Annotated in this window: 21 protein-coding genes; 5 read left to right on the top strand and 16 right to left on the bottom strand. The window is 66.1% G+C overall.

Going from position 1 to position 23820, the window contains the following annotated elements; genetic code table 11:
- The first annotated feature begins 110 nt into the window (after window positions 1-110).
- Window positions 111-818: a response regulator transcription factor CtrA gene (ctrA, locus tag G570_RS04995; protein ID WP_037503850.1), complete on the top strand. Its 708-nt coding sequence runs from the start codon at window positions 111-113 to the stop codon at window positions 816-818.
- Between the two features lie 57 nt (window positions 819-875).
- Here ctrA and G570_RS04990 read toward each other — a convergent pair whose 3' ends face one another.
- From G570_RS04990 to G570_RS04980, 3 genes are all read right to left on the bottom strand, one after another.
- On the bottom strand, window positions 876-1736 hold the full coding sequence (locus G570_RS04990) for a sulfotransferase domain-containing protein (protein ID WP_037499752.1): 861 nt from the start codon (window positions 1734-1736) through the stop codon (window positions 876-878).
- Between the two features lie 56 nt (window positions 1737-1792).
- Entirely contained in the window at window positions 1793-2593 is an 801-nt protein-coding gene (locus tag G570_RS04985; RefSeq protein WP_051504050.1) for an arginyltransferase, read from the bottom strand.
- A 131-nt stretch (window positions 2594-2724) separates the two neighbouring features.
- Window positions 2725-3945 carry a threonine ammonia-lyase gene (locus G570_RS04980; RefSeq protein ID WP_037499749.1) on the bottom strand — a complete coding sequence of 407 codons (1221 nt, stop codon included), beginning with the start codon at window positions 3943-3945 and terminating at the stop codon, window positions 2725-2727.
- 54 nt (window positions 3946-3999) lie between these two features.
- Between G570_RS04980 and G570_RS04975 the strand changes: the two genes are divergently transcribed.
- A complete protein-coding gene (locus G570_RS04975; RefSeq protein ID WP_084607737.1) occupies window positions 4000-5631 on the top strand; it encodes an amidohydrolase in 1632 nt (543 codons plus the stop codon).
- Window positions 5632-5634: 3 nt separating this feature from the next.
- Here G570_RS04975 and G570_RS04970 read toward each other — a convergent pair whose 3' ends face one another.
- From G570_RS04970 to G570_RS04935, 8 genes are all read right to left on the bottom strand, one after another.
- Window positions 5635-7626 carry a protein-disulfide reductase DsbD family protein gene (locus tag G570_RS04970; protein WP_037503843.1) on the bottom strand — a complete coding sequence of 664 codons (1992 nt, stop codon included), beginning with the start codon at window positions 7624-7626 and terminating at the stop codon, window positions 5635-5637.
- Window positions 7627-7677: 51 nt separating this feature from the next.
- A complete protein-coding gene (locus G570_RS04965; RefSeq protein WP_051504049.1) occupies window positions 7678-8247 on the bottom strand; it encodes a prephenate dehydratase domain-containing protein in 570 nt (189 codons plus the stop codon).
- Window positions 8211-9953: a 3-deoxy-7-phosphoheptulonate synthase gene (locus G570_RS04960; RefSeq protein WP_084607532.1), complete on the bottom strand. Its 1743-nt coding sequence runs from the start codon at window positions 9951-9953 to the stop codon at window positions 8211-8213. The genes G570_RS04965 and G570_RS04960 overlap by 37 nt, the downstream gene beginning before the upstream one ends.
- Window positions 9954-10197: 244 nt before the next feature.
- The gene (gene metH, locus G570_RS04955) at window positions 10198-12798 is read right to left on the bottom strand and encodes a methionine synthase (protein ID WP_037499745.1); all 2601 of its coding nucleotides are present in this window, start codon (window positions 12796-12798) and stop codon (window positions 10198-10200) included.
- Entirely contained in the window at window positions 12795-13061 is a 267-nt protein-coding gene (locus tag G570_RS04950; RefSeq protein ID WP_037499743.1) for an immunity protein Tsi6 family protein, read from the bottom strand. The genes metH and G570_RS04950 overlap by 4 nt, the downstream gene beginning before the upstream one ends.
- Window positions 13061-14095, bottom strand: coding sequence for a homocysteine S-methyltransferase family protein (locus G570_RS04945; RefSeq protein ID WP_037499741.1), 1035 nt, complete (start codon window positions 14093-14095; stop codon window positions 13061-13063). Before G570_RS04945 ends, G570_RS04950 begins: the two co-directional genes overlap by 1 nt.
- The gene (gene metF, locus G570_RS04940) at window positions 14092-14994 is read right to left on the bottom strand and encodes a methylenetetrahydrofolate reductase [NAD(P)H] (RefSeq protein ID WP_156930326.1); all 903 of its coding nucleotides are present in this window, start codon (window positions 14992-14994) and stop codon (window positions 14092-14094) included. Before metF ends, G570_RS04945 begins: the two co-directional genes overlap by 4 nt.
- Window positions 14991-15947 carry an ArsR/SmtB family transcription factor gene (locus tag G570_RS04935; protein ID WP_037503833.1) on the bottom strand — a complete coding sequence of 319 codons (957 nt, stop codon included), beginning with the start codon at window positions 15945-15947 and terminating at the stop codon, window positions 14991-14993. Before G570_RS04935 ends, metF begins: the two co-directional genes overlap by 4 nt.
- 215 nt (window positions 15948-16162) lie before the next feature.
- On the opposite strand from G570_RS04935, the gene G570_RS04930 reads away from it, so the two are divergent.
- The gene (locus G570_RS04930) at window positions 16163-16390 is read left to right on the top strand and encodes a circumsporozoite protein (protein ID WP_342665221.1); all 228 of its coding nucleotides are present in this window, start codon (window positions 16163-16165) and stop codon (window positions 16388-16390) included.
- Between the two features lie 84 nt (window positions 16391-16474).
- Window positions 16475-16636, top strand: a complete 162-nt coding sequence (locus G570_RS13595) for a hypothetical protein (RefSeq protein ID WP_156930325.1) — start codon at window positions 16475-16477, stop codon at window positions 16634-16636.
- A gap of 175 nt (window positions 16637-16811) precedes the next feature.
- Here the strand turns inward: G570_RS13595 and G570_RS04925 are convergent, their stop codons facing one another.
- From G570_RS04925 to G570_RS04910, 4 genes are all read right to left on the bottom strand, one after another.
- Entirely contained in the window at window positions 16812-17459 is a 648-nt protein-coding gene (locus G570_RS04925) for a PspA/IM30 family protein (protein ID WP_169731730.1), read from the bottom strand.
- 168 nt (window positions 17460-17627) lie between these two features.
- Complete coding sequence (gene groL, locus G570_RS04920; RefSeq protein ID WP_037499737.1) at window positions 17628-19268, bottom strand: chaperonin GroEL; 1641 nt, start codon at window positions 19266-19268, stop codon at window positions 17628-17630.
- A 58-nt stretch (window positions 19269-19326) separates the two neighbouring features.
- Window positions 19327-19614, bottom strand: a complete 288-nt coding sequence (gene groES / locus G570_RS04915; protein WP_037499735.1) for a co-chaperone GroES — start codon at window positions 19612-19614, stop codon at window positions 19327-19329.
- A gap of 128 nt (window positions 19615-19742) precedes the next feature.
- A complete protein-coding gene (locus tag G570_RS04910) occupies window positions 19743-21152 on the bottom strand; it encodes an MATE family efflux transporter (RefSeq protein WP_051504047.1) in 1410 nt (469 codons plus the stop codon).
- A 96-nt stretch (window positions 21153-21248) separates the two neighbouring features.
- On the opposite strand from G570_RS04910, the gene sppA reads away from it, so the two are divergent.
- The gene (sppA, locus tag G570_RS04905) at window positions 21249-23123 is read left to right on the top strand and encodes a signal peptide peptidase SppA (protein WP_037499733.1); all 1875 of its coding nucleotides are present in this window, start codon (window positions 21249-21251) and stop codon (window positions 23121-23123) included.
- Here sppA and G570_RS04900 read toward each other — a convergent pair.
- The gene (locus G570_RS04900; protein WP_037499732.1) at window positions 23120-23806 is read right to left on the bottom strand and encodes a PepSY domain-containing protein; all 687 of its coding nucleotides are present in this window, start codon (window positions 23804-23806) and stop codon (window positions 23120-23122) included. The two genes, sppA and G570_RS04900, sit on opposite strands and share 4 nt — an antisense overlap.
- Window positions 23807-23820 lie beyond the last annotated feature (14 nt).

The raw sequence follows: 23820 nt of genomic DNA, 5'->3' as shown, positions 1-23820 counted from the left end.
ACCTTTTGAAGCGAGAAGCTGCATGGTTAATGGACGATTAGACGTCGTTAAGAGCGCGAAACCATTCGGGAAACGCGATCGGGTCGGCGGCCTAAGTGGGGATGACAGATATGCGGGTTCTGCTGATCGAAGATGAAGCGACGATCGCCAAGAGCATCGAACTGATGCTCGGCACCGAAGGCTTCAACGTCTATACCACCGATCTCGGGGAAGAAGGCCTCGATCTCGGAAAGCTCTACGATTACGACATCATCCTTCTCGACCTCAACCTGCCGGACATGCACGGCTATGACGTCCTGAAGAAGCTGCGCACCGCCAAGGTGTCGACGCCGGTCCTGATCCTGTCTGGCATCGGCGAAATGGACAGCAAGGTCCGCGCGCTTGGCTTCGGCGCCGACGATTATGTCACCAAGCCGTTCCACCGCGACGAACTGGTCGCCCGTATCCACGCCATCGTCCGCCGTTCGAAGGGCCACAGCCAGTCGGTCATCCGCACCGGCAAGCTGGCGGTAAACCTCGACGCCAAGACGGTCGAAGTCGACGGCGCCCGCGTGCACCTGACCGGCAAGGAATATGCGATGCTGGAGCTCCTCTCGCTCCGCAAGGGCACGACGCTGACCAAGGAAATGTTCCTCAACCACCTGTATGGCGGGATGGACGAGCCGGAACTGAAGATCATCGACGTTTTCATCTGCAAGCTGCGCAAGAAACTGGCGCTGGCCTGCGGCGGCGAAAACTACATCGAAACCGTCTGGGGCCGCGGCTATGTGCTGCGCGATGCCGACGGCGATACGGGCGCGACCGAAGTCGCCGCCTGACCCAACTTCACCCGGGGGTAACCGAACGGCGGGGCAGCGATGCTCCGCCGTTTCCGTTTACCCGTGATATCCGAACATCGGATCGAGGTGGTCGGCGACGTAGCGGTCGATCCGTTCGACATTGTCCGCCGACAGTTTGGCGCGATAGCCGCCGGCCTTGCCGGACCTGACCTTAAAGCTGTCTTCGCCGCCGCTCCGGCCGGCGCCGAAGCGCGAAGAGTCGAAATAGCCTTCGCGTTCGCGCTGCTTCAGATTGTCGATCTTGCCGAACGAAACCGCGTCGGCGACCGTCGCGTCGGACGCCTCCAGGCCGACGAACCGCGCTAGCGCCTGGATTTGCCGTTCGGGATCGGCCAGCACATCTTCATATCGCACGAGATGGATATCGCCGCGCTGGCGACAGATCGCGCCCCACTGGTTCATATATTCGACGATGGCGGGCACGCCGCCCTGTTCGGTCCACACGAATTCCTCCAGCGGCTGGCGGGCGAGCAGTTGCCGCGCCGGGTCCTCGCTGCGGTCGCGCAGGTGATGATAGCGCGAAATGACCGTGTCGGCGGGGTGGCGTACGAGCAACGCGACCTTCTTGCCGGCGTAGAGCGCGGCATCGACCTTGATCTCGGCAGCGGTCCGCATCGCATCGCCGTCGTGGGTAAACAGCAGCTTGGGCACCGCCGGCGGCGTGCCGCGCAATTCGGAGAATTTGAGGACATGGCGGTCGTCGATGCCATGTTCGGCCTTGAACAGGCGGGCCAGCATCGTGCGCACATAGGTACGGCCCGACTTGGGAAAGGACACGATGACGACCTCTGCCGCTTTCAGCTTGCGCCGGTCCGACCAGTCGCGCTTGGCGCCGCGCAGTCGCGAATAGAGGTTGGCCGCGAGGGGCACGTGGACGAAAATGTTGCTGAACGCCATCGCTGCGCCATGACGCGTGGCGCGCGGTCGGTCAACGCAGAGCGGTGTTTAAAACGTCAGGCGTCGACCAGCTTGCGCCGCGACCGGCTGGGGAGCGCAACCGCCACTTCTTCCTTGCCGTGATGCTGCTCCATCGGCCGCCAGCCATCGCGGCCGAGGCGTTCCATCGGCCTGAAGCCGGCCTTATAGGCCATGCGGTCCGACCCTTCGACCCAATAGCCGAGGTAGACGTACGGCAGGCCCGCGCGCGCGGCGCGAACGATATGGTCGAGGATGATGTAGGTGCCGAGCCCTTTGCGCGCGCCCTCGCCGACATCGTAAAAGCTGTAGATCATCGACAGGCCGTCGGCCTGTTGGTCGCTAAGGCATGCGCCGACGAGCCGTCCGGGTTTGCCGTCGACCGAGGGTTCGCGATATTCGATGACATAGGTGCGGACGGGCGTCTGCTCGATCATGTCGGCAAAATCGCTTTCGTCCATTTCGGCCATCCCGCCGCCGGGATGTCGCGCCGCCAGATATTGCCGCAACAGCGCATATTGCTCTTCGGTGCTCCACGGGCGGCATGCGCTGACTTCGAGGTCGGCATGGCGGCGAATGAGCTTTCGCTGGGTCGCGCTAGGCGCGAAATCCTTGGTCACCACGCGGACCGACACGCAGGCGCTGCAGTCGACGCAGCTTGGGCGGTAGGCGACCGATTGCGAGCGGCGAAAACCGATACGGCCCAGTGCCTCGTTGAGTTCGGACGCGTTGCTGCCGTTCAGCTCCGTGAAGACCTTCCGTTCGACCTTGCCGGGCAAGTAGGGGCAAGGCGACGGGTTCGTCACGAAGAACTTCGGAAAGCGAAACGGTGCGCTCAAAACCCCGACGGCCTTTCACATGGTTACGGAAGTATTAATGCGCTACCGAAACGCTGTTGAAAAGGGGATGGGTCCGCAAAAAGAGGGTTAACGCTGCGCCTGTCCCGCTTGTGGACGCTTTGCGCCGCAAATCAGTCCAGTTCGGCGCGGTCGACGTGGAAGCCGGCTTCCTCCAGCCGCCTGACCAGTCCGTCGATCGCTTCGGCATCGCGCGCTTCGCATTCGACCTCGATAATCGTGTCCTTGGCCGGCAGGCGGGTGAAGATGCGATGGTGGTTGGTCTCGATGATGTTGACCCCGCACTCGTAGAATTTGCGGGTGATCGCCGCCAGCGCGCCAGGACGGTCCTGCGCGTGGATGCGAAGCCGCGCGATGCGGCCGCAGCGGACCAGTTCGCGCACTAGCACATTGGCCAGCAGGTGCGTGTCGATATTGCCGCCGCACAGGATGGTGCCGACCTTCTTGCCCTTGTAGCGTTCCGGATTGGCGAGCAGCGCCGCGACGCCCGCCGCCCCTGCCCCCTCGACCACCGTTTTTTCGATGCCGACCAGCAGCGCGACGGCATGTTCGATGTCCTTTTCGCTGACCAGGTCGATGCGATCGACGAGGTCGGCGATGATCGCGCGGGTCATCATCCCCGGTTCCTTGACCGCGATGCCTTCGGCCAGCGTGTCGCCACCGATCTTGCCGTGCCCGCCTTCGACGACATTCTTCATCGACGGGTAGAGCTCGGCCTCGATCCCGACGATTTCGATGTCGGGCTTGATCGCCTTGGCCGCGGTCGCGATGCCGCTGATCAGGCCGCCGCCGCCGATCGGGACGACCAGCACGTCAAGCTCGGGCACCTCCTCCAGCATTTCCAGCCCGATCGTCCCCGCCCCGGCCGCGATCGCAGGGTCGTCGAACGGATGGACGAAGACATAACCCTTCTCCCGCTCAAGCTCGCGGGCGTGGGCGTAGGCGTCGTCGAAGCGCTCGCCGAACAGCACCACGGTCGCGCCATGCCCTTCCGTCTGGGTCACTTTGATGGTCGGCGTCGATTCCGGCATGACGATGGTCACCGGGATGCCGAGCCGCCGGCCGTGATAGGCGACCGCCTGCGCATGGTTTCCTGCCGACGCCGCGACCACGCCGCGGGCCCGTTCTTCCGCGCTAAGCTGCAGCAATTTGTTGAGCGCGCCGCGTTCCTTGTAGGCGGCGGTGAACTGCAAATTCTCGAACTTCAGCCAAAGGTCGGTGCCGATGATCTCGGACAGCGTGCGACAATGGTGGATCGGGGTGCGGATGACGGCGCCTTCGATCGCCTTGGCGGCGGCGCGGATGTCGTCGACGGTGGGACGCGTGATGCTCATGGGCTTGAGGGCCTAGCTCTTCCGCGCGGTCCAAACAATGCTATGCCGGGCCGCATGACAAAGATGCGCCTCGCCCTCGCCGCCCTCCTTGCCACCGCCGCCACCCCGGCCCTTGCCGATACGCTGGTGACCAATGCCAACGGCGTAACGGTCGATGCAAAGGGCAAGCTCGAACGGTTCACCGGCATTCTGGTCGGCGACGACGGCAAGGTGAAGCGCCTGCTTCATGGCGAAATGCTGAAGCTGGGCGGCGATACGAAGGTGGTCGATGCGGGCGGCAGGACCGTTCTGCCGGGCCTGATCGACGCCCATGGCCATGTCATGGGGCTCGGCTTTTCGGCGATCCAGCTCGACCTCGTCGGCACGACGTCGCTCGACGACCTGAAGGCGCGGCTCAAGGCCTATGCCGACGCTAATCCCGGCACCGGCTGGATCCTTGGTCGCGGCTGGAACCAGGAATTGTGGCCGACGAAGGCCTTCCCGACCGCCGCCGACCTCGACGCGGTGGTCGGCGACCGGCCGGTGATGCTGGAGCGGGTCGACGGTCACGCCGTCGTCGCCAACAGCGCGGCGATGCGCGCGGCGGGCGTCACCGCCGCCACCGCAGCCCCGGCAGGCGGACGGATCGAGAACGGCCTGTTCGTCGACGCCGCCACCGCGCTGATCGCCGACAAGGTGCCTCAGCCCGACGAAGCGACCCGCGACCGCGCGCTGGCCGAAGCGCAGAAACTGATGCTGCGCGTCGGGTTGGTCGGTGCTGCCGACATGGGCTCGACGATGGACGATTGGGCGACCTTCCGCCGCCTCGGCGAAAAGGGCGGGCTGAAGGTCCGCATCTTCAGCTACGCCAGCGCGCTGCCCGGCTGGCGGGGCATCAACGGGGGCAAGGCGACGGGCTGGATGTATGGCGAACGACTGCGGCTGGTCGGAACCAAGCTCTACGCCGACGGCGCGCTGGGCTCGCGCGGCGCGTGGCTGAAAGCGCCCTACCACGACAAGCCGGACACCAGCGGCCTGCATTTCTACACCGATGCGCAGATGCTTGCCGACGCGCGTGAGGTCAGCGCTGCTGGTGGCCAGCTCGCCATCCACGCCATCGGCGACAAGGCCAATGCGCAGGTCATCTCGACCTACGAAGCGATCGCCACTGAGTTCGGCGCCAGGCGCCGCGGCCGGATCGAGCATTTCCAGATCGTCGACCCGGCCGACATCCGTCGCCTCAAACCGGCCGGCATCATCGCGTCGATGCAGCCCACCCACCAGACCAGCGACATGATGATGGCCGAAGCTCGGCTCGGGCAGAAGCGGCTGGGCGGCGCCTATGCGTGGCACACGGTCGAACGGCTCGGAATCCCGCTGGCCTTCGGCAGCGACTTCCCGGTCGAAAGCCCCAACCCCTTCCCCGGCCTCAGCGCCGCGATCAGCCGGCAGGACCCCGCCGGACGGCCGCCCGGCGGATGGCGCCCGCAGGAAAAGGTCAGCCTCGGCCGCGCGCTCCACGGCTTCACCCGCGGTGCGGCCTATGCGGGCTTCGCGGAGCGGACGCTGGGCTGCCTCGACGTCGGTTGCCAAGCCGACTTCATCGTCGTCGACCGCGATCCGACAAAGGTCGACCCGCAGTCGCTCGCCGCAACCAAGGTACTCGAAACCTGGGTCGGCGGGGAAAAAGCCTGGGGAGCGGAATAGGGCTTAGCGGGCGCGCTCAGCCCGCGTCGCCAGCATCGAGGGGGTGAGGATCTGGGGCAATTCCTCGGGCTCCTTGCCCGGCTCGTACCACAGGTACAGCGGCACCCCGGCCCGACCCCGGGTTTCGAGGAAGCGGGTGATGGCAGGATCGCCATTGGTCCAGTCCCCGACCATCACGATCACCCCGGCCTTGTCGAACGCCTCGCGCGTAGCTTCGCGCTCAATCGCCGCCGCCTCATTGGCCTTGCAACTCAGGCACCAGTCGGCGGTGAAGTAGAGGAAGACCGGCTTGCCCGACGCGCGGGCCTTCGACAGGGCATCGTCCGACCAGGCGGTTGCGCCCAGCGGTACCTGCGCCTCGCCGCGCTGCGCCTGCGGAACGAGCGCGGCGGCGGTGCCCGCCAGCGCCAGCGTTGCCGCCACCACCAGCCAGCCGCCGGCCTCGCCATGCTGGCGACGACCGTACCACCACAGCAGGACGCCCAGCAGCACGACCGCGCCCACCCCTGCCGCCGCCGCCGGAACCCCGCCCAGCCGATACAGCAGCCACAAGCATCCCGCAGCGGTCGCGGCCATCGGGATCGCCAGGAACCGCTGCAGCCGCGCCATCCACGCGCCCGGGCTGGGCAGGCGGTTCCGCAATGGCGGGACAAAGGCCACCGCGACGAAGGGAAGTGCAATGCCAAGCCCGAGCGCCGCGAACACCAGCACCGAGCCTGCGGCGGGCAGCAGCAACGCCGTCCCCAGCGCCGCGCCCAGGAACGGTCCGGCGCACGGCGTCGCGACGAAGGCGGCAAGCGCACCGGTGCCGAAGCTGCCGCGCGGATTGGCCTCGCCCGCCATCACCGGCAGTTCGTAGACCCTCAGCAGGTTGAGCGTGATCGCGACCGCCAGAAGCAGCAGGACGATGATGGTGCGCGGGTCCTGCAGCTGGAACGCCCAGCCCGCCGCGCTGCCCCCGGCGCGGATCGCCAGCAGCAACGCACCGAGCAGGCCGGTCCCGACCACCGCACCCGCCGCATAGGCCAGCGCATCCTTGCGCGCCGCGGCCTCGTCACCGCCAGAGCGCGCCAGGTGCAACGCCTTCAGGGCAAGGATCGGGAAGACGCACGGCATCAGGTTGAGCAGCATCCCGCCGACCAGCGCGCCGAGAATGGCGTAGAAAATGGCATTTCCGTCGATCGCCCCGACCGCGCTGCCGCCGTCCGGCACCGGCCCGGGCACGGCGTGGATGTCGAGGCCGCGGCCATCGCCCAGCGCCAGCACGCCCTTCAGCTCGGCCGGATCGCCCTTGCGCTGTTTCAGGCTGGCGATCAGCAGGTCGCCGTCGCGGCGATATTGCTGCTCGGCACCATAATCGATCGGACCGTCGGTCGACGGGAAGAAATAGGGCTGGCCGATGGTGACGCTGGCCGGCAGCGGCACCGCAATCTCGATGCGGTCGCCCTTCTTCCGGAAATGCGCTTCGCTTGCCAACGGCCGCGGCAGGGCCCGCCGCCATTCGTTGAAGCGACTGTCCGGGGTGACCATCCCGCCGGTCGGCACGCTCAGCGACACATCGGCCTGCTCCGGCACGCAGACGCGGTCGGTGCAGGCCAGGTAACGCAGCTTGGCCGAAACCATCTGGCTACCCGTCGTGCCAGCCGGGATGTTGAGGCGCGTCAGGACCGCATAGTCCTTTTCGTAGACATAATTTTCGATGCCCGCGACCAGCAGCCGCCCTGGCACGGGATAGCGCAGCTCGCCGACGCTCCAGCCCTTGGGCAGCGTCCACTCGACACTCATCGGCAGGCCGGCATCGCCGGGGTTCAGCCAATAGCCGTGCCAGCCCGGCGTGGTATGCATCAGGATCGCCAGTTCGGCCTCGCCGCCCGGGACGCCGCGGGCCTCCAGCACCAGTTCGGGCTGAATCGCATTCTGGCGGGGGAGCTGGGCGAGCGCGATCGATGGCGCGAACATCGCCAGCATCAGCAGCAATTGCCGGAGGAAACGCATCGTCGTCATTCGATGCGCTGCTCTATTGCGTTACCCGCGCGCCTGCCAGCGCTAATCGAGGGTCGGCGCGACCATGACCGCGAACCGCGTCATATTGTCGGGATCGTCCTGTACGTCGGCCTCGAGGATGGCGAGCCCGTAAAGCTCCGCGGCCAGCGAGGAGGCAAGGACCGCGGTCCGTTCGTCCGCCAGCGTCTGTGCCGCCACGGCGGTATTCGACGCCTCGCGCTGCGCGACGCCCAGCTCGCCCAGCCGCCGCGCACATTGCCGCAGCGCCATCGGGTGGCTGACCACCGTATCGACCTCGTCCAGTCGCGCACCCGGCCGCGCAAGGAGGTGCAGGCGAATGGGCAGGTCGATGGTTTGCCGGACGAGCAGGCCGCTGTCGTCGATCAGCTCGCCAACCCCGTCGACCGGACCGGCCCGGCTGTTGACGACCGGCAGCACGCCCGCCTGCGCCTCGCCTCTTTTGACGGCCGCCAGGACGTCGGCGAAGCTTGGGAACGCCTTCAGCGACGCGAAATTGGCGACGCTGCCGGCGGCCTGGTGACCGAAGGCGCCGGGCGCCCCCTGATAGGCGACGATCATCCCGCCCGTCGCCGGGCCGACGGTGCGTGCCAATTGGCGATGGCCGCGCCCAATTCGAGGGTCTGCTGGCGATTGAGCCGCGGGTCGCAGCCGGACAGGTAGGGCGCGCGGCTACCCAGCCAGCGGCGCCGACCGCCGCCGCTGCATTCCATCACGTCGGTCCCGGTAAGTTCGAGATGAACCCCGCCCGCCCAGATGCCCTCGGCCGCGGCGATGTCGTGGAAGGCCAGCGTTTCCGCGACGATATCCTCGACCAGCCGGACCTTGCGGCCGTCGGCGATGCGGCCGTTGCCGTGCATCGGGTCGATACACCAGACGGCGCTGCGCCCTTCACGCTTCATGGCCCGCATCAGGCGCGGCAGTCCGTCGGCGATGCGATCGCGGCCGTGGCGCGGGATAAGCACCAGCCTGCCCGCCTCGTTCGCCGGATCGAGCACCTCGACCAGCCGCAGCAGCTCGTCCTCGCTCATGCTGGGACCGCATTTGAGGCCGATCGGATTGGCGATTCCGCGCGCATATTCGACATGCGCGCCATCGAGCTGACGGGTGCGTTCGCCGACCCACAGCATGTGGCCGCTTCCCGCCCACCAACGGCCGCTTCGCTCGTCATATTGGGTCAGGGCCTGTTCGACGTTCAGCAGCAAGGCTTCGTGGCTGATGTAGACGGGGTCACTGCCCGCCGCGCTTCCATCCCACAGGTGATGGACGGTATTGATCGCCTGGTCATGAACCGCCAGCAGCCGTTGCGGATCGGGCAGGCGGGCGGCCGCGTCCGCATCTTCGCCGTTGATGCCGTCGCCGCGATAAACGGGGATTTCCATGCCCCCTACGATTTCGGTCTGGCTGGAGCGCGGCTTGGCATATTGGCCCGCCAGCCGCGCGACATGGACCGCCGGCACGTCCGCCGCACCGCCAATCTGCGCGCCAAGCTGCAACAGCAGGTCAGCCGTCAGCCGGATTTTCCCGGGCGAATATTCGCGCAGCGTCTCCACGCAGTCGCCGCCCTGGACGAGCACCGCCTCGCCCCGCGCCACTGCTGCCAGCGACGATCGCAGCGCATCGATGTCGTTGAGTTCGACGAGCGGAGCGCGCGCCGCCAGCCGCCGTTCGACCCGGTGGAGCTCTCGCATATTGGGGTAACAGGGCTGCTGGGCGGCGGGGCGGCTGCGCCAGCTGTGCGGACGCCACGACCGGGTTCGGCCGACACTTGGCGCGGCCGGCTGGGCGATCCGCCCGACCAGGCGGCCGACGATGACGCCTTGTTCGTCGCGCAGCTGGTCGAAGCTGCTCAGCCCCGCGGGCAGCGCGGCGCCGATCGCGCCGGGCAGCACCACGATCGCATCGTCCGCCGCAGCGATGGCCAGCGCATCGGCTTCGTCATCGATCCATTCGACCGGGGCAGCCGACCCATAGGCCTGCCGCACTAGGTTCAGCCGCCGATCGCGGTCCGCCTTGCCGACGATCAGGATCCGCGTCGGCGTTTGCACCTGCACGGCCTGGGCCATGATTTCGCGCCAGATATGGGGCACGGCGGGCGCGGTTTCGTCATTGGCCCGGTCGGTCAGCCGGTCGACCACCTGTCGCTGGCGGTCAGGGCAAAGTTTGAGGCCGTTGCCGCCGTCTTTCGCAGCGGCGATTTCACGGCAAAGGGTCAGACGCTGCTCGACAAGGTCGAGAATCTGGTTGTCGATCTGGTCGATCGTATCGCGCAACTGCGCAAGCATCGCATTGGGTCGCATGGGTCACCTGTGGCGCGGAGCGCGGACACGGGCCGGCTTCGCTTAACAATGTCGGATCAGGGAGTGAAAACCCGGTACGCCCTCAGGCGCACCGGCCCATAAACGGCGCGAACGAGGCAGCCGGAGTGAAGCGGCAGTGATGCAGCAATGCTTCGCTCATGAGACAAGGCTCCTCGGTCAACAGCGACCGAGGGTTAAGGTGACACGATCTGCGACAAGGTCAACCCCGCTTTGTTGCAGTGCATCAATCGAGGTTGGGGCGTAGCCAACGCGCCACAGTGTCGATGTCCGCCCCGCGCCGTTCGGCATAGTCTTCCAGCTGGTCCTGCCCGACACGCGCCACCCCGAAATAGCTGGATTCGGGGTGCGCGAAATAAAAGCCCGAAACGGCCGAGGTCGGCCACATGGCGAAATTCTCCGTCAGGCTGATCCCGCTCGGCTGGCCACCCAGTAGAGAGAACAGGATCGGCTTCAGGCTATGGTCCGGGCATGCCGGATAGCCCGGCGCCGGGCGGATGCCGCGATATTCTTCGCGGATCAGCTGCTCGTTGGTCAAAGCCTCGTCGTGCGCATAGCCCCACAGCGTGGTGCGGACATGCTGGTGCAGCCGCTCGGCGAAGGCTTCGGCCAGACGATCAGCGAGCGCCTTGAGCAAGATATCGTTGTAATCGTCGTGCGCCGCCTTGAACTGTTCGAGGTGTGGGTCGATGCCATGGATCGCGACGGCGAAGCCGCCCAGCCAATCCTCTTCCTGCGGCGCGATGAAATCGGCGAGGCACATGTTGGGCCGCCCCGCCCGCTTGCGCACCTGCTGGCGCAGGAAGGGCAGCCGCGTGCGCTTCTCGTCGAGGACGACCGCGTCGTCGCCCTCGCGCCGGACCGGCCACAGGCCGACCGTTCCACGCGCCGACAACCATTTCTCGCTGACAATCTTTTCTAGCATCAACTTCGCGTCAGCGTAGAGCGAACGGGCGCTTTCGCCGACGATCTCATCGTCGAGAATGGCAGGGAAATTGCCCGCCAGTTCCCACGCGCGGAAGAAGGGCGTCCAGTCGATCGCCTCAACCAGATCGTCGAGCGGCCAGTCCGTGAATTCGTGCAGGCCCGGCTTGGCCGGACGCGGGCTAGGGCTGCGGTCTTCTGGCACAAAGCTGTTGGCGCGGGCTTCGATCAGCGGTGCCAGTTCGTTGTTGCCCCGCCCCTCGCGACTTTCGCGCAGGGCGCGATAATCGTTGGCGGTGCGGGCGATCAGGTCCTGCTTGCTGTCGCCATCGCTGACCAGCGCGGTTGCGACGCCCACGGCGCGGCTGGCGTCGAGCACGTGCAGCACCGGCCCCGAATAGACCGGCGCGATGCGCAGCGCAGTGTGCGCGCGGCTGGTGGTCGCGCCGCCGATCAGCAGTGGGCGCTGCATCCCCGACCGCTCCATTTCCTCGGCGACCGTCACCATCTCGTCGAGCGACGGCGTGATAAGGCCCGACAGGCCGATCATCGCCGCGTCATTCTCGTTGGCGGCCTCGAGGATCTTGGGCCAGGGCACCATCACGCCGAGGTCGATCACCTCGAAGCCGTTGCATTGCAGGACCACGCCGACGATGTTCTTGCCGATGTCATGGACGTCGCCCTTGACCGTGGCCATCACGATCCGGCCCTTGGACGTATCCTCGCCCTCCTTCTTCTCCGCCTCGATATAGGGGAGCAGGTGGGCGACCGCCTTCTTCATCACCCGCGCCGACTTCACCACCTGCGGCAGGAACATCTTGCCCGACCCGAACAGGTCGCCGACCAGGTTCATCCCCGCCATCAGCGGCCCTTCGATGACCTCGATCGGGCGGGCGTGGAGCGTGCGCGCTTCTTCGGTATCCTCGACGATATGGGCGTCGATGCCCTTGACCAGCGCATGGCTGAGGCGCTCGCGCACCGGCCAGCCGCGCCATTCCGCCGCCGCCCTTTCGGCCGCCGCATCGGTGCCGCGGAAGCGTTCGGCGAGCGCGATCAGCCGCTCGGTCGCATCGTCGCGGCGGTCGAGGATGACGTCCTCGCAGGCCTCGCGCAGCTCCTTGTCGATCTCGTCATAAACGTCGAGCTGGCCGGCGTTGACGATGCCCATGTCCATGCCCGCCGGCACCGCATGGTAGAGGAAGACGCTGTGCATCGCCCGGCGCACCGGCTCATTGCCGCGGAAGCTGAAGGAAAGGTTCGACAAGCCGCCAGAGATATGGACGCCGGGGCAGCGCCTGCGGATTTCCGTCACCGCTTCGATGAAGTCGATGGCGTAGCGACGATGCTCGTCGATGCCCGTCGCGACCGCGAAGATGTTGGGGTCGAAGATGATGTCTTCGGCCGGGAAGCCGTTGGCGGTGAGCAGCTTGTAGGCCCGCTCGCAAATCTCGACCTTGCGCGCCGCCGTGTCGGCCTGACCCGTCTCGTCGAACGCCATCACGACCACCGCCGCGCCATAGCTGCGGACCTTGCGCGCAGCCTCGAGGAAGGGTTCCTCGCCTTCCTTCAGGCTGATCGAATTGACGATCGGCTTGCCCGAAACGCACTTCAGCCCCGCCTCGATCACGCTCCACTTGGAGCTGTCGATCATCACCGGCACGCGGGCGATGTCCGGCTCGGCCGCAATGCGTTTCAGGAAGGTCGCCATGGCCAGTTCGCCGTCGAGCAGCGCCTCGTCCATGTTGACGTCAATGATCTGCGCGCCCGCCTCGACCTGGTCGAGCGCGACCGCGACCGCGGCGTCATAATCGCCGGCGAGGATCAGCTTCTTGAACTTGGCCGACCCGGTGACATTGGTCCGCTCGCCGATGTTGACGAAGCGGGCGCCGGTAGCGCCGGTCATGAACCGAATTGCCTTGCCAACCGGCTCGCGACTTCCACGGCGGCGAACAGGATATCCTGCGTCTCAACATCCCCATCGAATTGCTTGGCTGCCTGAACACCCAAAATGATCTCGCCGAGCCTGGAGCCATCATTCGCCCCGCTTAAGCGATCCGACAAATATTGAAGTTGTGCGCGTAAGGATTCACGCACCGCAGGTGCTTCGTGCGTGAGGCGCGCGTCGACGTAATCCAACGCCCGTTGCAGAATTTCGCGATCGGTCATCAGGCAGCAACAACCATCGGTTCGAGGCCCGCGAGCAACGTCTTGCCAAGGGGCGCGGGAATGGCGCGCGGTTCGCGGTTGCCGACGGCGCGGGCGATCGCGGCGATATGGTCGGGCGTCGTGCCGCAGCAGCCGCCGACGATGTTGACCAGCCCTTCCTCCAGCCATTCCCGCACCTGCGCGGCGGTTTCCTCGGCCGCCTCGTCGTACTGGCCGAGCTCATTGGGCAGGCCGGCATTGGGATAGGCCATGACCAGCGTATCCGCCTGGCGGCTGAGCGCCGCGAGGTGCGGCCGCAACTGTTCCGCACCGAAGCTGCAGTTGAGGCCGATGGTGAGCGGACGGGCATGACGCACGCTGGCCCAGAAGGCCTCGACGGTGTGACCCGACAGGTTGCGGCCCGAAAGGTCGGTCAGCGTCATCGAGATCATGATCGGGATCGGGCGGCCCAGATCGCCCTCGGCTTCCAGCGCCGCCATGATCGCCGCCTTGCAATTGAGCGTATCGAACACGGTTTCGATCAGGATGAAATCGACCCCGCCCTCGACCAGCGCGTCCACCTGTTCGCGATAGACCGACTTCACGCCGTCGAAATCGACCTCGCGATAGCCGGGATCATTGACGTCGGGCGACAGCGATAGCGTCTTGTTGGTCGGCCCCATCGCGCCCGCCACCCAGCGGCGCTTGCCGTCGGCATCGGCGACCGCGCGGGTCAGTTTGGCGGCGGCGACGTTGATATCGCGCACCAGATGCTCCGCGCCATAATCGGCCATGCTGATGCGATTGGCGTTGAACGTGTTGGTGGCAAGAATGTCGGCACCTGCGTCCGCGAACCGCTGGCATATCGCGCGAACGACCTCGGGCTTGGTGAGGTTGAGTAGGTCGTTATTGCCCTTCTGGTCGCGGTTTAGCGCAGCGGTGCCGCGATAGTCGGCCTCGGCCAAGCCGAACGACTGGATCTGCGTGCCATAGGCGCCATCCTTGACCAGGATCCGGGTCGCCGCCTCGGCGCGAAGCGTGTCGGCGGCGCTCATGCTCGCACCCCCAGCATGTGACAAATGGCGTAGGCCAGTTCGGCCCGGTTGAGCGTGTAGAAATGGAATTCGCGTACCCCGCCCGCGTATAGCTGACCGCACAGTTCACCGGCGATGGTCGCCGCGACGAGCTTGCGCGCGTCGGGCAGTTCGTCGAGCCCTTCGAACAGATGGTCCATCCAGCCCGGGATCGCCGCGCCGCACTGGCCAGCGAAGCGGCGGACCTGTGCGACGTTGGTGACCGGCAGGATGCCCGGCACGATCTCGATATCGACGCCCCGCGCGGCGACCTTGTCGCGGAAGCGGAAAAAGCTGTCGGCGGAAAAGAAGAATTGGGTGATCGCCCGGTTGGCGCCGGCATCGATCTTGCGGATGAGGTTGTCGATGTCGCTGTCCGGACAGTCGGCGTCGGGATGGACTTCGGGATAGGCAGCGACCGAAATATCGAAATCGTGGAGCGCCTTCAGCCCGGCAACCAGTTCTGCCGCGTTGCCATAGCCCTCAGGATGTGCGGCGTAGGGCTCGCCCGGCTCGCTTGGGTCGCCGCGCAGCGCGACGATGTGCCGCACGCCCGCGTCCCAATAGGCCTGCGCGATTTCATCCACCTCGGCCTTGCTGGCCCCGACGCAGGTCAGATGCGCGGCGGGGGTCAGATCGGTCTCCTTGACCAGCCGCGCGACGGTCGCGTGGGTACGCTCGCGCGTCGATCCGCCCGCGCCGTAGGTCACGCTGACGAAGCGCGGCTTCAGCGGCGCAAGCGTTTCGATCGAGCGCCACAGCGTCTCATTCATCGCCTCGCTCTTGGGCGGGAAGAATTCGAAGCTCACCGCAATGTCGCCGCGCGCTTCGGCGAACAGCGGACAATGATCGGCCAGCGCCTGTTGCGCCTCGCGGTTCACGCGGCCTTCCTTTCGGTTTCGGTCATTCCGGCCTTTCGGCCGCGCCAGATGATGACGGTCAGCTCGCCGCCCTCGAGACGTTCGGTCCGGTCCAGCGTCACGCCCGCAGCCTGGAACCAGCCGCGCATCGCCTCGTCGGCAAAGCCAAGCCGCAGGTGTGCATCCTGTTCGCGCAGTTCTTCACGGTCGTGCGCCGCAAAATCGATGACCAACAGCCGGCCGCCGCCGCGCAGCACGCGCGACGCCTCGGCGATCGCCGCGCCCGGCTGCTGCGCATAATGCAGGACCTGGTGCAGGATGATGCTGTCGACGCTACGGTCGCCAAGCGGCAGCGCGTACATGTCGCCCTGGCGAAGGCTTGCGCCATCGATGCCGGCTTCCTGCAGCTTGACGCGGGCCAGCCGCAACATCTCGGAAGAACGATCGATTCCGATCGCCGTATCGGCGCGCGGGGCGAACAGTTCCAGCATGCGCCCGGTCCCGGTGCCGATATCGAGCAGCGCGCCGATCGGTTCGTCCGCCAGCAGTCGCTCGATCGCCTGCTCCACCTCGACATCGGCGACATGAAGCGAGCGGATGCTCTCCCAGGTCGCGGCATGGGCTTCGAAATAGCGGCGTGCCGCCTCCGCGCGCTCTGCACGAACGGCGTGGAGGCGCGAAGCATCGGCCTCGAACAACGCCCGTTCGCGATCAGCGGACCATTTATCGATCAGGTCGAACACCGGCCGCGATCGTTCTTCGGATGCCAGCTGCAGATAGACCCAGCTGCCTTCCTTCCGTCGCCCCACCAGGCCCGAATCGGACAGGATGCGGACGTGGCGCGACACGCGCGGCTGGCTTTGGCCCAGAACCTGCGCCAATTCGCCCACCGAAAGCTCCATTCCCCGCAACAGCGCCATGATCCGCAGACGCGTGGGATCGGCAAGCGCGTGGAAAAATCCCGAAAGAGGCACATTTGCGACCACGGCTTAACGATATAAAGAACTCTTTATATCGGTCAATCTGCGCGACGACTTCGTGGCAAAAAAATGGCGACTGACACAAATGACGATTGCGTGACCGATTTTTGCTCTATATCCCCGCGCACTGGCCTGACCCTTGTGGCAGGCCGAGCCGGCTCGGGCCCTCGCAAGGGGGGTCGGGCCCAATAGCTAGGAATGGAACGATCATGAAGAAGGTTGCACTGACCGTTGCGGTCCTCGCGCTCGGCCTTGCCGCGTGCGAATCGAAGACTGAAAACGCCGTTGAAAACGCCGGCGTGGAAAACGCCGTCGAAGCCGACGCCAACGCCATGGGCGAAAGCGTCGACAACGCGCTCGACGCCGCCGGCAATGCGGTCGACAACGCTGCTGAAGCGGTCGACAACGCGGCTGACGCTGCCGACAACGCGATGTAATTCGCTTTCCGCTCCCTTCGGGGATGCGGAAAAAGAGGGCCGTCCGCCTTGTGCGGGCGGCCTTTTTTCGTGGATGGTTGCGCGATGATCCGCGCCTTACCCATTTTGCTATTGCTCGCCGCCTGCAACCGAGAGCCGCAACCCGAGCCGCCGACAGCCACCGAAAACGCCCAGCTCGACGAGGCTGGTGCGATGCTCGACAATCTTGCTGCCAATGACGTGACGCCGACCAACGCGGCGCAATAAACGGTCAGGCCGCGCTGGCACCCGATGGCGGATCGGACCGCCGTTTCAATTCCTGCAGTTGCCGTTCGATGGCGGCGTCCCAGCGCTTGGTGACGTCCGGCGGGATGACGTCGGGCTCGGGCAGCGATACTTGAGCCGTGACCTTCTTGCGCCCGAACCCACCCAGGGCCTGCGCCTACCACTGCCCCTCGGCCGTGTCGGCTTGTCGTTCGAACCGATCCATCGCCTGGTCGAGCTTGTCCGTCCCGTCGTCCTGCAACAGGCGCGAAGCACGCTGCCCGATACGGGCGCGTTCGAGCCGCGCCTCGGCAACCAGTTTCCGGCTCAATCCCTCGTTCAGCCGCTGCCGTAGCGTCGCGATTTCGTCGGTGTAACTGTCGAGGATGGTGCGCAATTCGGCCACCGCCTGCTCGCTGGCCTTGGCCTTGGCATCGCAATCCTGCGCTTCGGCCAGTGCCTGCCGGGCAAGATCGTCGCGGCCCTTGGCGACCGCCACGCCGGCCCGCTCGCGCCAGTCCGCGGCGTGGCCTTGCAGCACCCGGATATTCTCCTCGCGCTGGCGGATCGCATCGGTGAGTTCGGCCGCGCTCGCCTCTTCTTCCCGCAGCGTCGCTTCAAGGTCGTCGGTCATCTCGTCGAGGCTCGGCGGCGCGATTTTCTGCTGCGTGCGGTCGACCCGCGTCAACCGGGCATAAGCATCGCGATCCCATTCGCGGCCCGCAGACCCGCGGAAGGCGGTGCCCCAATCGCCGGACAGCGCGTTGCCGAAGGTGGCCGCAATTTTCCCATAGGCCGCCTTCAGCGCCCAGATCCAGAACGCCACCCAAATCAGGAACAACAGTCCGCCCAACTCGTCCAACCCCATCCGTTCGAACGTCAATGGCTTGTAACCGGGACTGGTTGAAAATTGGTTTGCGAATTGCGCGCATTAAAAAAGGGCCGGGAATTTGGCGTTCCCGGCCCTCTTGTCGGTTGCGGTGTGACGCGGACGTTAGAAGTCCATGCCGCCCATGCCGCCCATTCCGCCGCCCATCGGCATTGCCGGCTTGTCGTCCGGCAGTTCCGCGATGGTGGCTTCGGTGGTGATCAGCAGGCCGGCGACCGAGGCCGCGTCCTGCAGCGCGGTGCGGACGACCTTGGTCGGGTCGACGACGCCCGCGGCGACGAGGTTTTCATAGGTGTCGGTCGCGGCGTTGAAGCCCTGGGTCACGTCACCTTCGCGCAGCAGGTTGCCGGCGACGACGGCGCCGTCGACACCCGCGTTCTGGGCGATCTGGCGAAGCGGGGCTTCGATCGCCTTGCGGATGATGTCGATGCCGCGGGTCTGGTCGTCGTTCGCGCCCTTCAGGCCTTCGAGAGCCTTGGTGGCGTAAAGCAGCGCGGTTCCGCCGCCCGGAACGATGCCTTCCTCGACCGCGGCGCGGGTCGCGTGAAGCGCGTCATCGACGCGGTCCTTGCGCTCCTTCACCTCAACCTCGGTGGCACCGCCGACCTTGATCACGGCCACGCCGCCAGCGAGCTTGGCGAGACGCTCTTGCAGCTTCTCGCGGTCATAGTCGCTGGTGGTGTTTTCGATCTGCTGCTTGATCGCGAGCGTGCGGCCCTCGATCTGCTCATGCGTGCCCGAACCGTCGACGATGGTCGTGTTGTCCTTGTCGATCACGACCTTCTTGGCGGTGCCGAGCATGCCAACGGTGACGTTTTCGAGCTTGATGCCGAGGTCTTCCGAGATCATCTCGCCGCCCGTCAGGATGGCGATGTCTTCGAGCATCGCCTTGCGACGATCGCCGAAGCCCGGCGCCTTGACCGCCGCGACCTTGAGGCCGCCGCGCAGCTTGTTGACGACGAGGGTCGCCAGCGCTTCGCCTTCAATGTCTTCGGCGATGATGAGCAGCGGACGACCCGATTGCACCACCGCTTCGAGGATCGGCAGCATCGCCTGCAGCGACGACAGCTTCTTTTCGTGGATCAGGATGTAGGGGTCGGCCAGTTCGACCTGCATCTTTTCCGGGTTGGTGATGAAGTAGGGCGACAGGTAGCCGCGGTCGAACTGCATGCCTTCGACGACGTCCAGTTCGAATTCGAGGCCCTTGGCTTCCTCGACGGTGATGACGCCTTCCTTGCCGACCTTGTCCATCGCTTCCGCGATCTTTTCGCCGACTTCAGTGTCGCCGTTGGCCGAGATGATGCCGACCTGCGCAATTTCGGCCGTGCCGGCGACCGGCTTCGAGCGGCCCTTGATGTCTTCGACGACCTTGGCGACGGCCAGATCGATGCCGCGCTTGAGGTCCATCGGGTTCATGCCGGCGGCAACCGACTTCATGCCTTCGCGAACGATCGCCTGGGCGAGAACGGTCGCGGTGGTGGTGCCGTCACCGGCGAGGTCGTTGGTCTTCGACGCGACTTCGCGCAGCATCTGCGCGCCCATGTTTTCGAACTTGTCCTTGAGCTCGATTTCCTTGGCGACGCTGACGCCGTCCTTGGTGATGCGCGGTGCGCCGAAGCTCTTGTCGATGACGACGTTGCGACCCTTCGGCCCCAGCGTCACCTTGACGGCGTCGGCGAGGATGTCGACGCCCTTGAGGATGCGTTCACGCGCATCGCGGCTGAATTTCACGTCCTTGGCAGCCATGTGCTTGTTCCTTGGATTGAATGATTAGGGAAAGAGGAAGCGTTCCGGTTCGAAGGCGTCAGCCGACGATGCCCAGGATGTCGCTTTCCTTCATGATGATCAGGTCTTCACCGTCGATCTTGACCTCGGTGCCCGACCATTTGCCGAACAGGATCTTGTCGCCGGCCTTGACGTCGAGCGGGGTCACCTTGCCGTCATCGGCGCGGGCGCCGGTGCCGACGGCGACGACTTCGCCTTCCTGCGGCTTTTCCTTGGCCGAATCCGGGATGATGATCCCGCCGGCGGTCTTTTCTTCAGCCTCGACGCGGCGGACGAGGACACGGTCGTGAAGCGGTCGGAAACCCATGTTTCTTTCACCCTTTGTTGCTTCGTTGAAAATGCTTCCGCTGGCACTCTTTGAACCGGAGTGCCAGCGATGCGCCGCATATGGGTGGCGCTTTCCTATTCGTCAACGATTCGAAAGGCTGAAAAAAATCAGTGAGGGACGGCACTCGCGGCGGTTTTACCCAGGCCAAGCTGCTCGCGGTGTCGCCAGCGCCACAGCATCAGGACCGAAACGATCGCCAAGCCGACCGCTAGCCCCGTCCACAGCCCGACCCCGCCCCAATCCTTGGCGAAGGCGAGCCAGGCACCGACGCCAATTCCGATGCCCCAATAACCGACCAGCGTGAACAGCATCGGGATGCGGGTGTCGTGCAGGCCGCGCAGCATGCCCGCGCCGACCACCTGCGCCCCGTCCACGATCTGGAACACTGCCGCCACGCCGAGGAAGGAGACGCCGAGCGCGATGACGGTCGCATTGGCAGGCGTGTCGTCGAGGAAAAGGGTGATCAGTTGCCGCGGGATCGCCCACATCATGACGGCCATCACCGCCATGAAGCCGACGCCCAATATCCACGCGGTCCAGCCTGCCCGTCCGATCGCGGCACGGTCGCCCTGCCCCAAGGCGATGCCCACACGCACGGTTGCCGCCTGTGCCATGCCCCACGGCACCATGAAGCTCATCGCCGCAATCTGCAGCGCAACGGCATGGGCGGCGAGGCTGTCGGCATTGATCAGCCCCATCAGATAGGCTGCGGCGCTGAACACGCCGCCTTCGAACCCCATGGCCAGGCCGATCGGAAGGCCGAGCTTCCACAGGTGGCGGTAGCGCGGCCAGTCGGGCCGCCAGAAGCGACCGAAGAGGTGATAGCGGCGGAACTGGCGATCGCGCACGACCACCAGCGCAAGCAGCAGCGCGAGCAGGGTCCACACGATGCTGCTGGCCAGCCCGCCGCCGAAAATTCCCCATTGCGGCAGGCCGAAGTGGCCGAAGATGAGGCCGTAGCCGAGCAAAGCGTTGAGCAGGATCCCGATGAGGCTGATCGCCAGCACCCAGCCCGGCCGTTCGAGCGCGGCGACGAAGTTGCGCATGGTCTGGAACGCCAGGAAGGGCAGCGCCGACCACATGTAACCGCGCAGGAAAATCTGCGCGTCGCGGGCCAGCGCCGGTTCCTGTCCCAGCCCGAGAATGAGGCTTTCCGCATTCCACTGGACGATCCAGATCGGCACGACCAGCGTGATCACCAGCCACATCGACTGGCGGAACGTCCGCCGTACTTCGTGCAGCGTGCGCCGCCTGGTTCCCAGCGCGGTCGCCATCATCGGCGACGCCGCGGTGATCAGGCCCAGCGCGACCAGTGTGAAGGCGAAGGTGAAATTGAGCCCCAAGGCCGACGCCGCCAGCTGACGCGAGCCCAGCCAGCCCATCAGCACCACGTCGGTCGCCTGGATCGCCGACATGGTGAGGTTGGACAGGATCAGCGGCCAGGCGAGCGCCAGCGTCGCACCGAATTCGGCGCGCCACGGCCCCTTGCCGGGCACATAGGTGGGGCTGTCTGCCATCGCGTGCGGCCCTAGCCGCCAATCCTTCGGTCGAAAAGCCTTGGGCCACGGCGCGGTGCTGGTCTAGGCAGGAGGCCAAATCGGTGGAGTGAAGCCATGAAGTTCGTGTCCGCAGTGTGGAAGTTGCTGGTCGGCATCAAGGATGCGCTGGTCCTGGTTTTCATGCTGATGTTCTTCGGGCTGCTCTATGCCGCCCTGTCGTCGAAGCCGGCTGCCATCGGTGACGGCGTGCTGGCGATGGACCTTAACGGGTCGATCGTCGAGCAGCCAGCAGCCACCGACCCCTTATCCTCCTTGTCGGGCATGGGCGATGTCACCCACGAATATGCGGTGCGCGATGTCGTCGCCGCGCTGCGCACGGCAAAGGATGACGACCGGGTGAAGGCCGTGTCGCTCGACCTCGATGGCTTCCTCGGCGGCGGGCAGACCGCGCTGAGCGCCGTCGGCGAAGCGATGGACGAGGTGCGCAAGAGCGGGAAGCCGGTATTGGCCTTCGCCACCGGCTACACCGACGATCGCTACCAGCTGGCCGCCCACGCGTCCGAAGTCTGGCTGCCCGAACTGGGCGCAGTGGCGATCGCCGGGCCGGGCGGCAGCCGCCTCTATTACAAGGGCCTGCTCGACAAGCTGGGCGTGACTGCCAACGTCTACCGGGTCGGCACCTACAAGAGCGCGGTCGAGCCTTACATTCGCAGCGACATGTCGCCGGAAGCCAAGGAAAATGCGCAGGCGCTGGCCGGCGCCCTGCTCGAAGGCTGGACGCTTGAAGTGAACCGCGCCCGGCCCAAGGCGGCGCCGGGCCTGAAGCGCCTGTTGACCGATCCGGCGGGCGTCCTCGCCTCGTCGAAGGGCAATCTCAGCGGCGCGGCCAAGAGCCTGCAACTTGTCGACCGCATCGGCGAACGCCGCGACTATGAAAACCGCCTGGCCGAACTGGGCGGCCAGGACAGCGACAGTGCCCGAGGGTACAAGCGGATCAAGCTGGCCTCCTATATCCGCGATGCGGTGAAGCATGAAGACGGCCCGATCGGCCTCGTCACCGTCGCCGGCGACATCGTCGACGGCAAGGCAGGTCCCGGATCGGCCGGCGGCGACACCATCGCCCGTGCGGTCGAAAAGGGCCTCGCCGACGGCAACCTCAAGGCGCTGGTGGTACGGATCGACAGCCCAGGGGGGTCGGCCCTCGCGTCCGAACGCATCCGCAAATCGCTGCTCGACGCCAAGGCCAAGGGCCTGCCCGTGGTGGTATCGATGGGCAATGTCGCGGCGTCGGGCGGCTATTGGGTGTCGACCGCCGGCGACTATGTCTTCGCCGAGCCGTCGACCATCACCGGCTCGATCGGGGTGTTCGGCATCCTGCCCAGCTTCCAGGGCACGCTGGCCAAGGTCGGAATCGGTGCGGACGGGGTCAAGACGACGACGCTGTCGGGCGAACCCGACCTGATGAAAGGCCCCTCACCCGAAGCCAACGCCTACGTCCAGGCGGGGGTAGAACAGGTTTATGCCAAATTCCTGTCGATCGTCGCCCAGGCGCGCAAGAAGACCCCCGCCGACATCGACCGCATCGCGCAGGGCCGCGTGTGGGACGGCGGAACGGCGCGCCAGATCGGGCTGATCGACCAATATGGCGATCTCGACGATGCGATCGCCAAGGCGGCCGAACTGGCCAAGCTGGGCGACGAACGCGACGTCACCTATCTCGAAGCGCATCCGACAGGTTGGGCCAGCCTGCTGTCAGGCTTCTCCAGCGAGGACGACGAGCCTGAAGCGGCCCCGGCCGACGCGCTCGCCAGCCTGTCGCCGATGCCGGCGGACACCATGTTGCGGGTCATCGCCGACCTGCAGCGGATCATGGCCGGTCCGACGGTACAGGTCCGCTGTCTCGAATGCATGTCCGATGCGACCCCGCGACCGGCGCAGCAAGCGAAAGTCGGGTGGATGACGACGCTTGCCGGGTGGCTCGAAGGCTAGGCCTGCTTTGGGCGCCGGCGGCGGCCCGTCATCGGCAACAGGACGATCGCGAGCAGCGCCATCACCGTCGCCAGCGCGCCGAAGGTGACGACCCACGGGTTGCTGGTTTCTTCACGGCCCTGCAGGTCCATGATGTGCAGGCCCCAGAAGAAGTCGTAGACGCGCCACCATCCGGTGCGCCTGGCGATCACGTCGCCATTGCCCGCGTCAACGAAGAAGTGGGTGTCGTCGCTCATCTCAACCTGCCACGCCGGCGTGTCGCGACGAAATTCCAGCGGCGGATGGCGCGGATCGACCCGGCGCGTGGCGACGATGCTGGCCTTGCCGGTATAGCGGCTCGCAATTTCGCGAGCGGCGTCGGCGGCGGACAGTGCGGGCAGCAGGCTGCCGGTGCGGGCATCGGCGAGACGCGTCGCGCCGTCCGCAAATTCCAGCACCCAGCGTGGCCCGTCGGCGCGGCTCTCCAGCCGCATCGATTTGAGCGACCGGCCGTCGATGATGGGCAGGATCACGTCGGCAGTGGATACCACCGGCGCCAGCGGGCGGAGCAGGTCGGTGCCGCGAACTTCCTCGATCGGCTTGGCGACCATCATCAGCCCCGACACGGTCCAGAACAGCATCGGGATGCCGACCAGCCAGCCCAGCCAGACGTGATAACGGCGCAAGGTCGCGCGAATTGCCATGACATTCCCCCTGG

Source organism: Sphingomonas jaspsi DSM 18422 (assembly GCF_000585415.1).
Taxonomy (GTDB): Bacteria; Pseudomonadota; Alphaproteobacteria; order Sphingomonadales; family Sphingomonadaceae; genus Sphingomicrobium; species Sphingomicrobium jaspsi.
The sequence above is the reverse complement of the archived record's forward strand: the minus strand, read 5'-3'. Positions and strand labels throughout refer to the sequence as shown.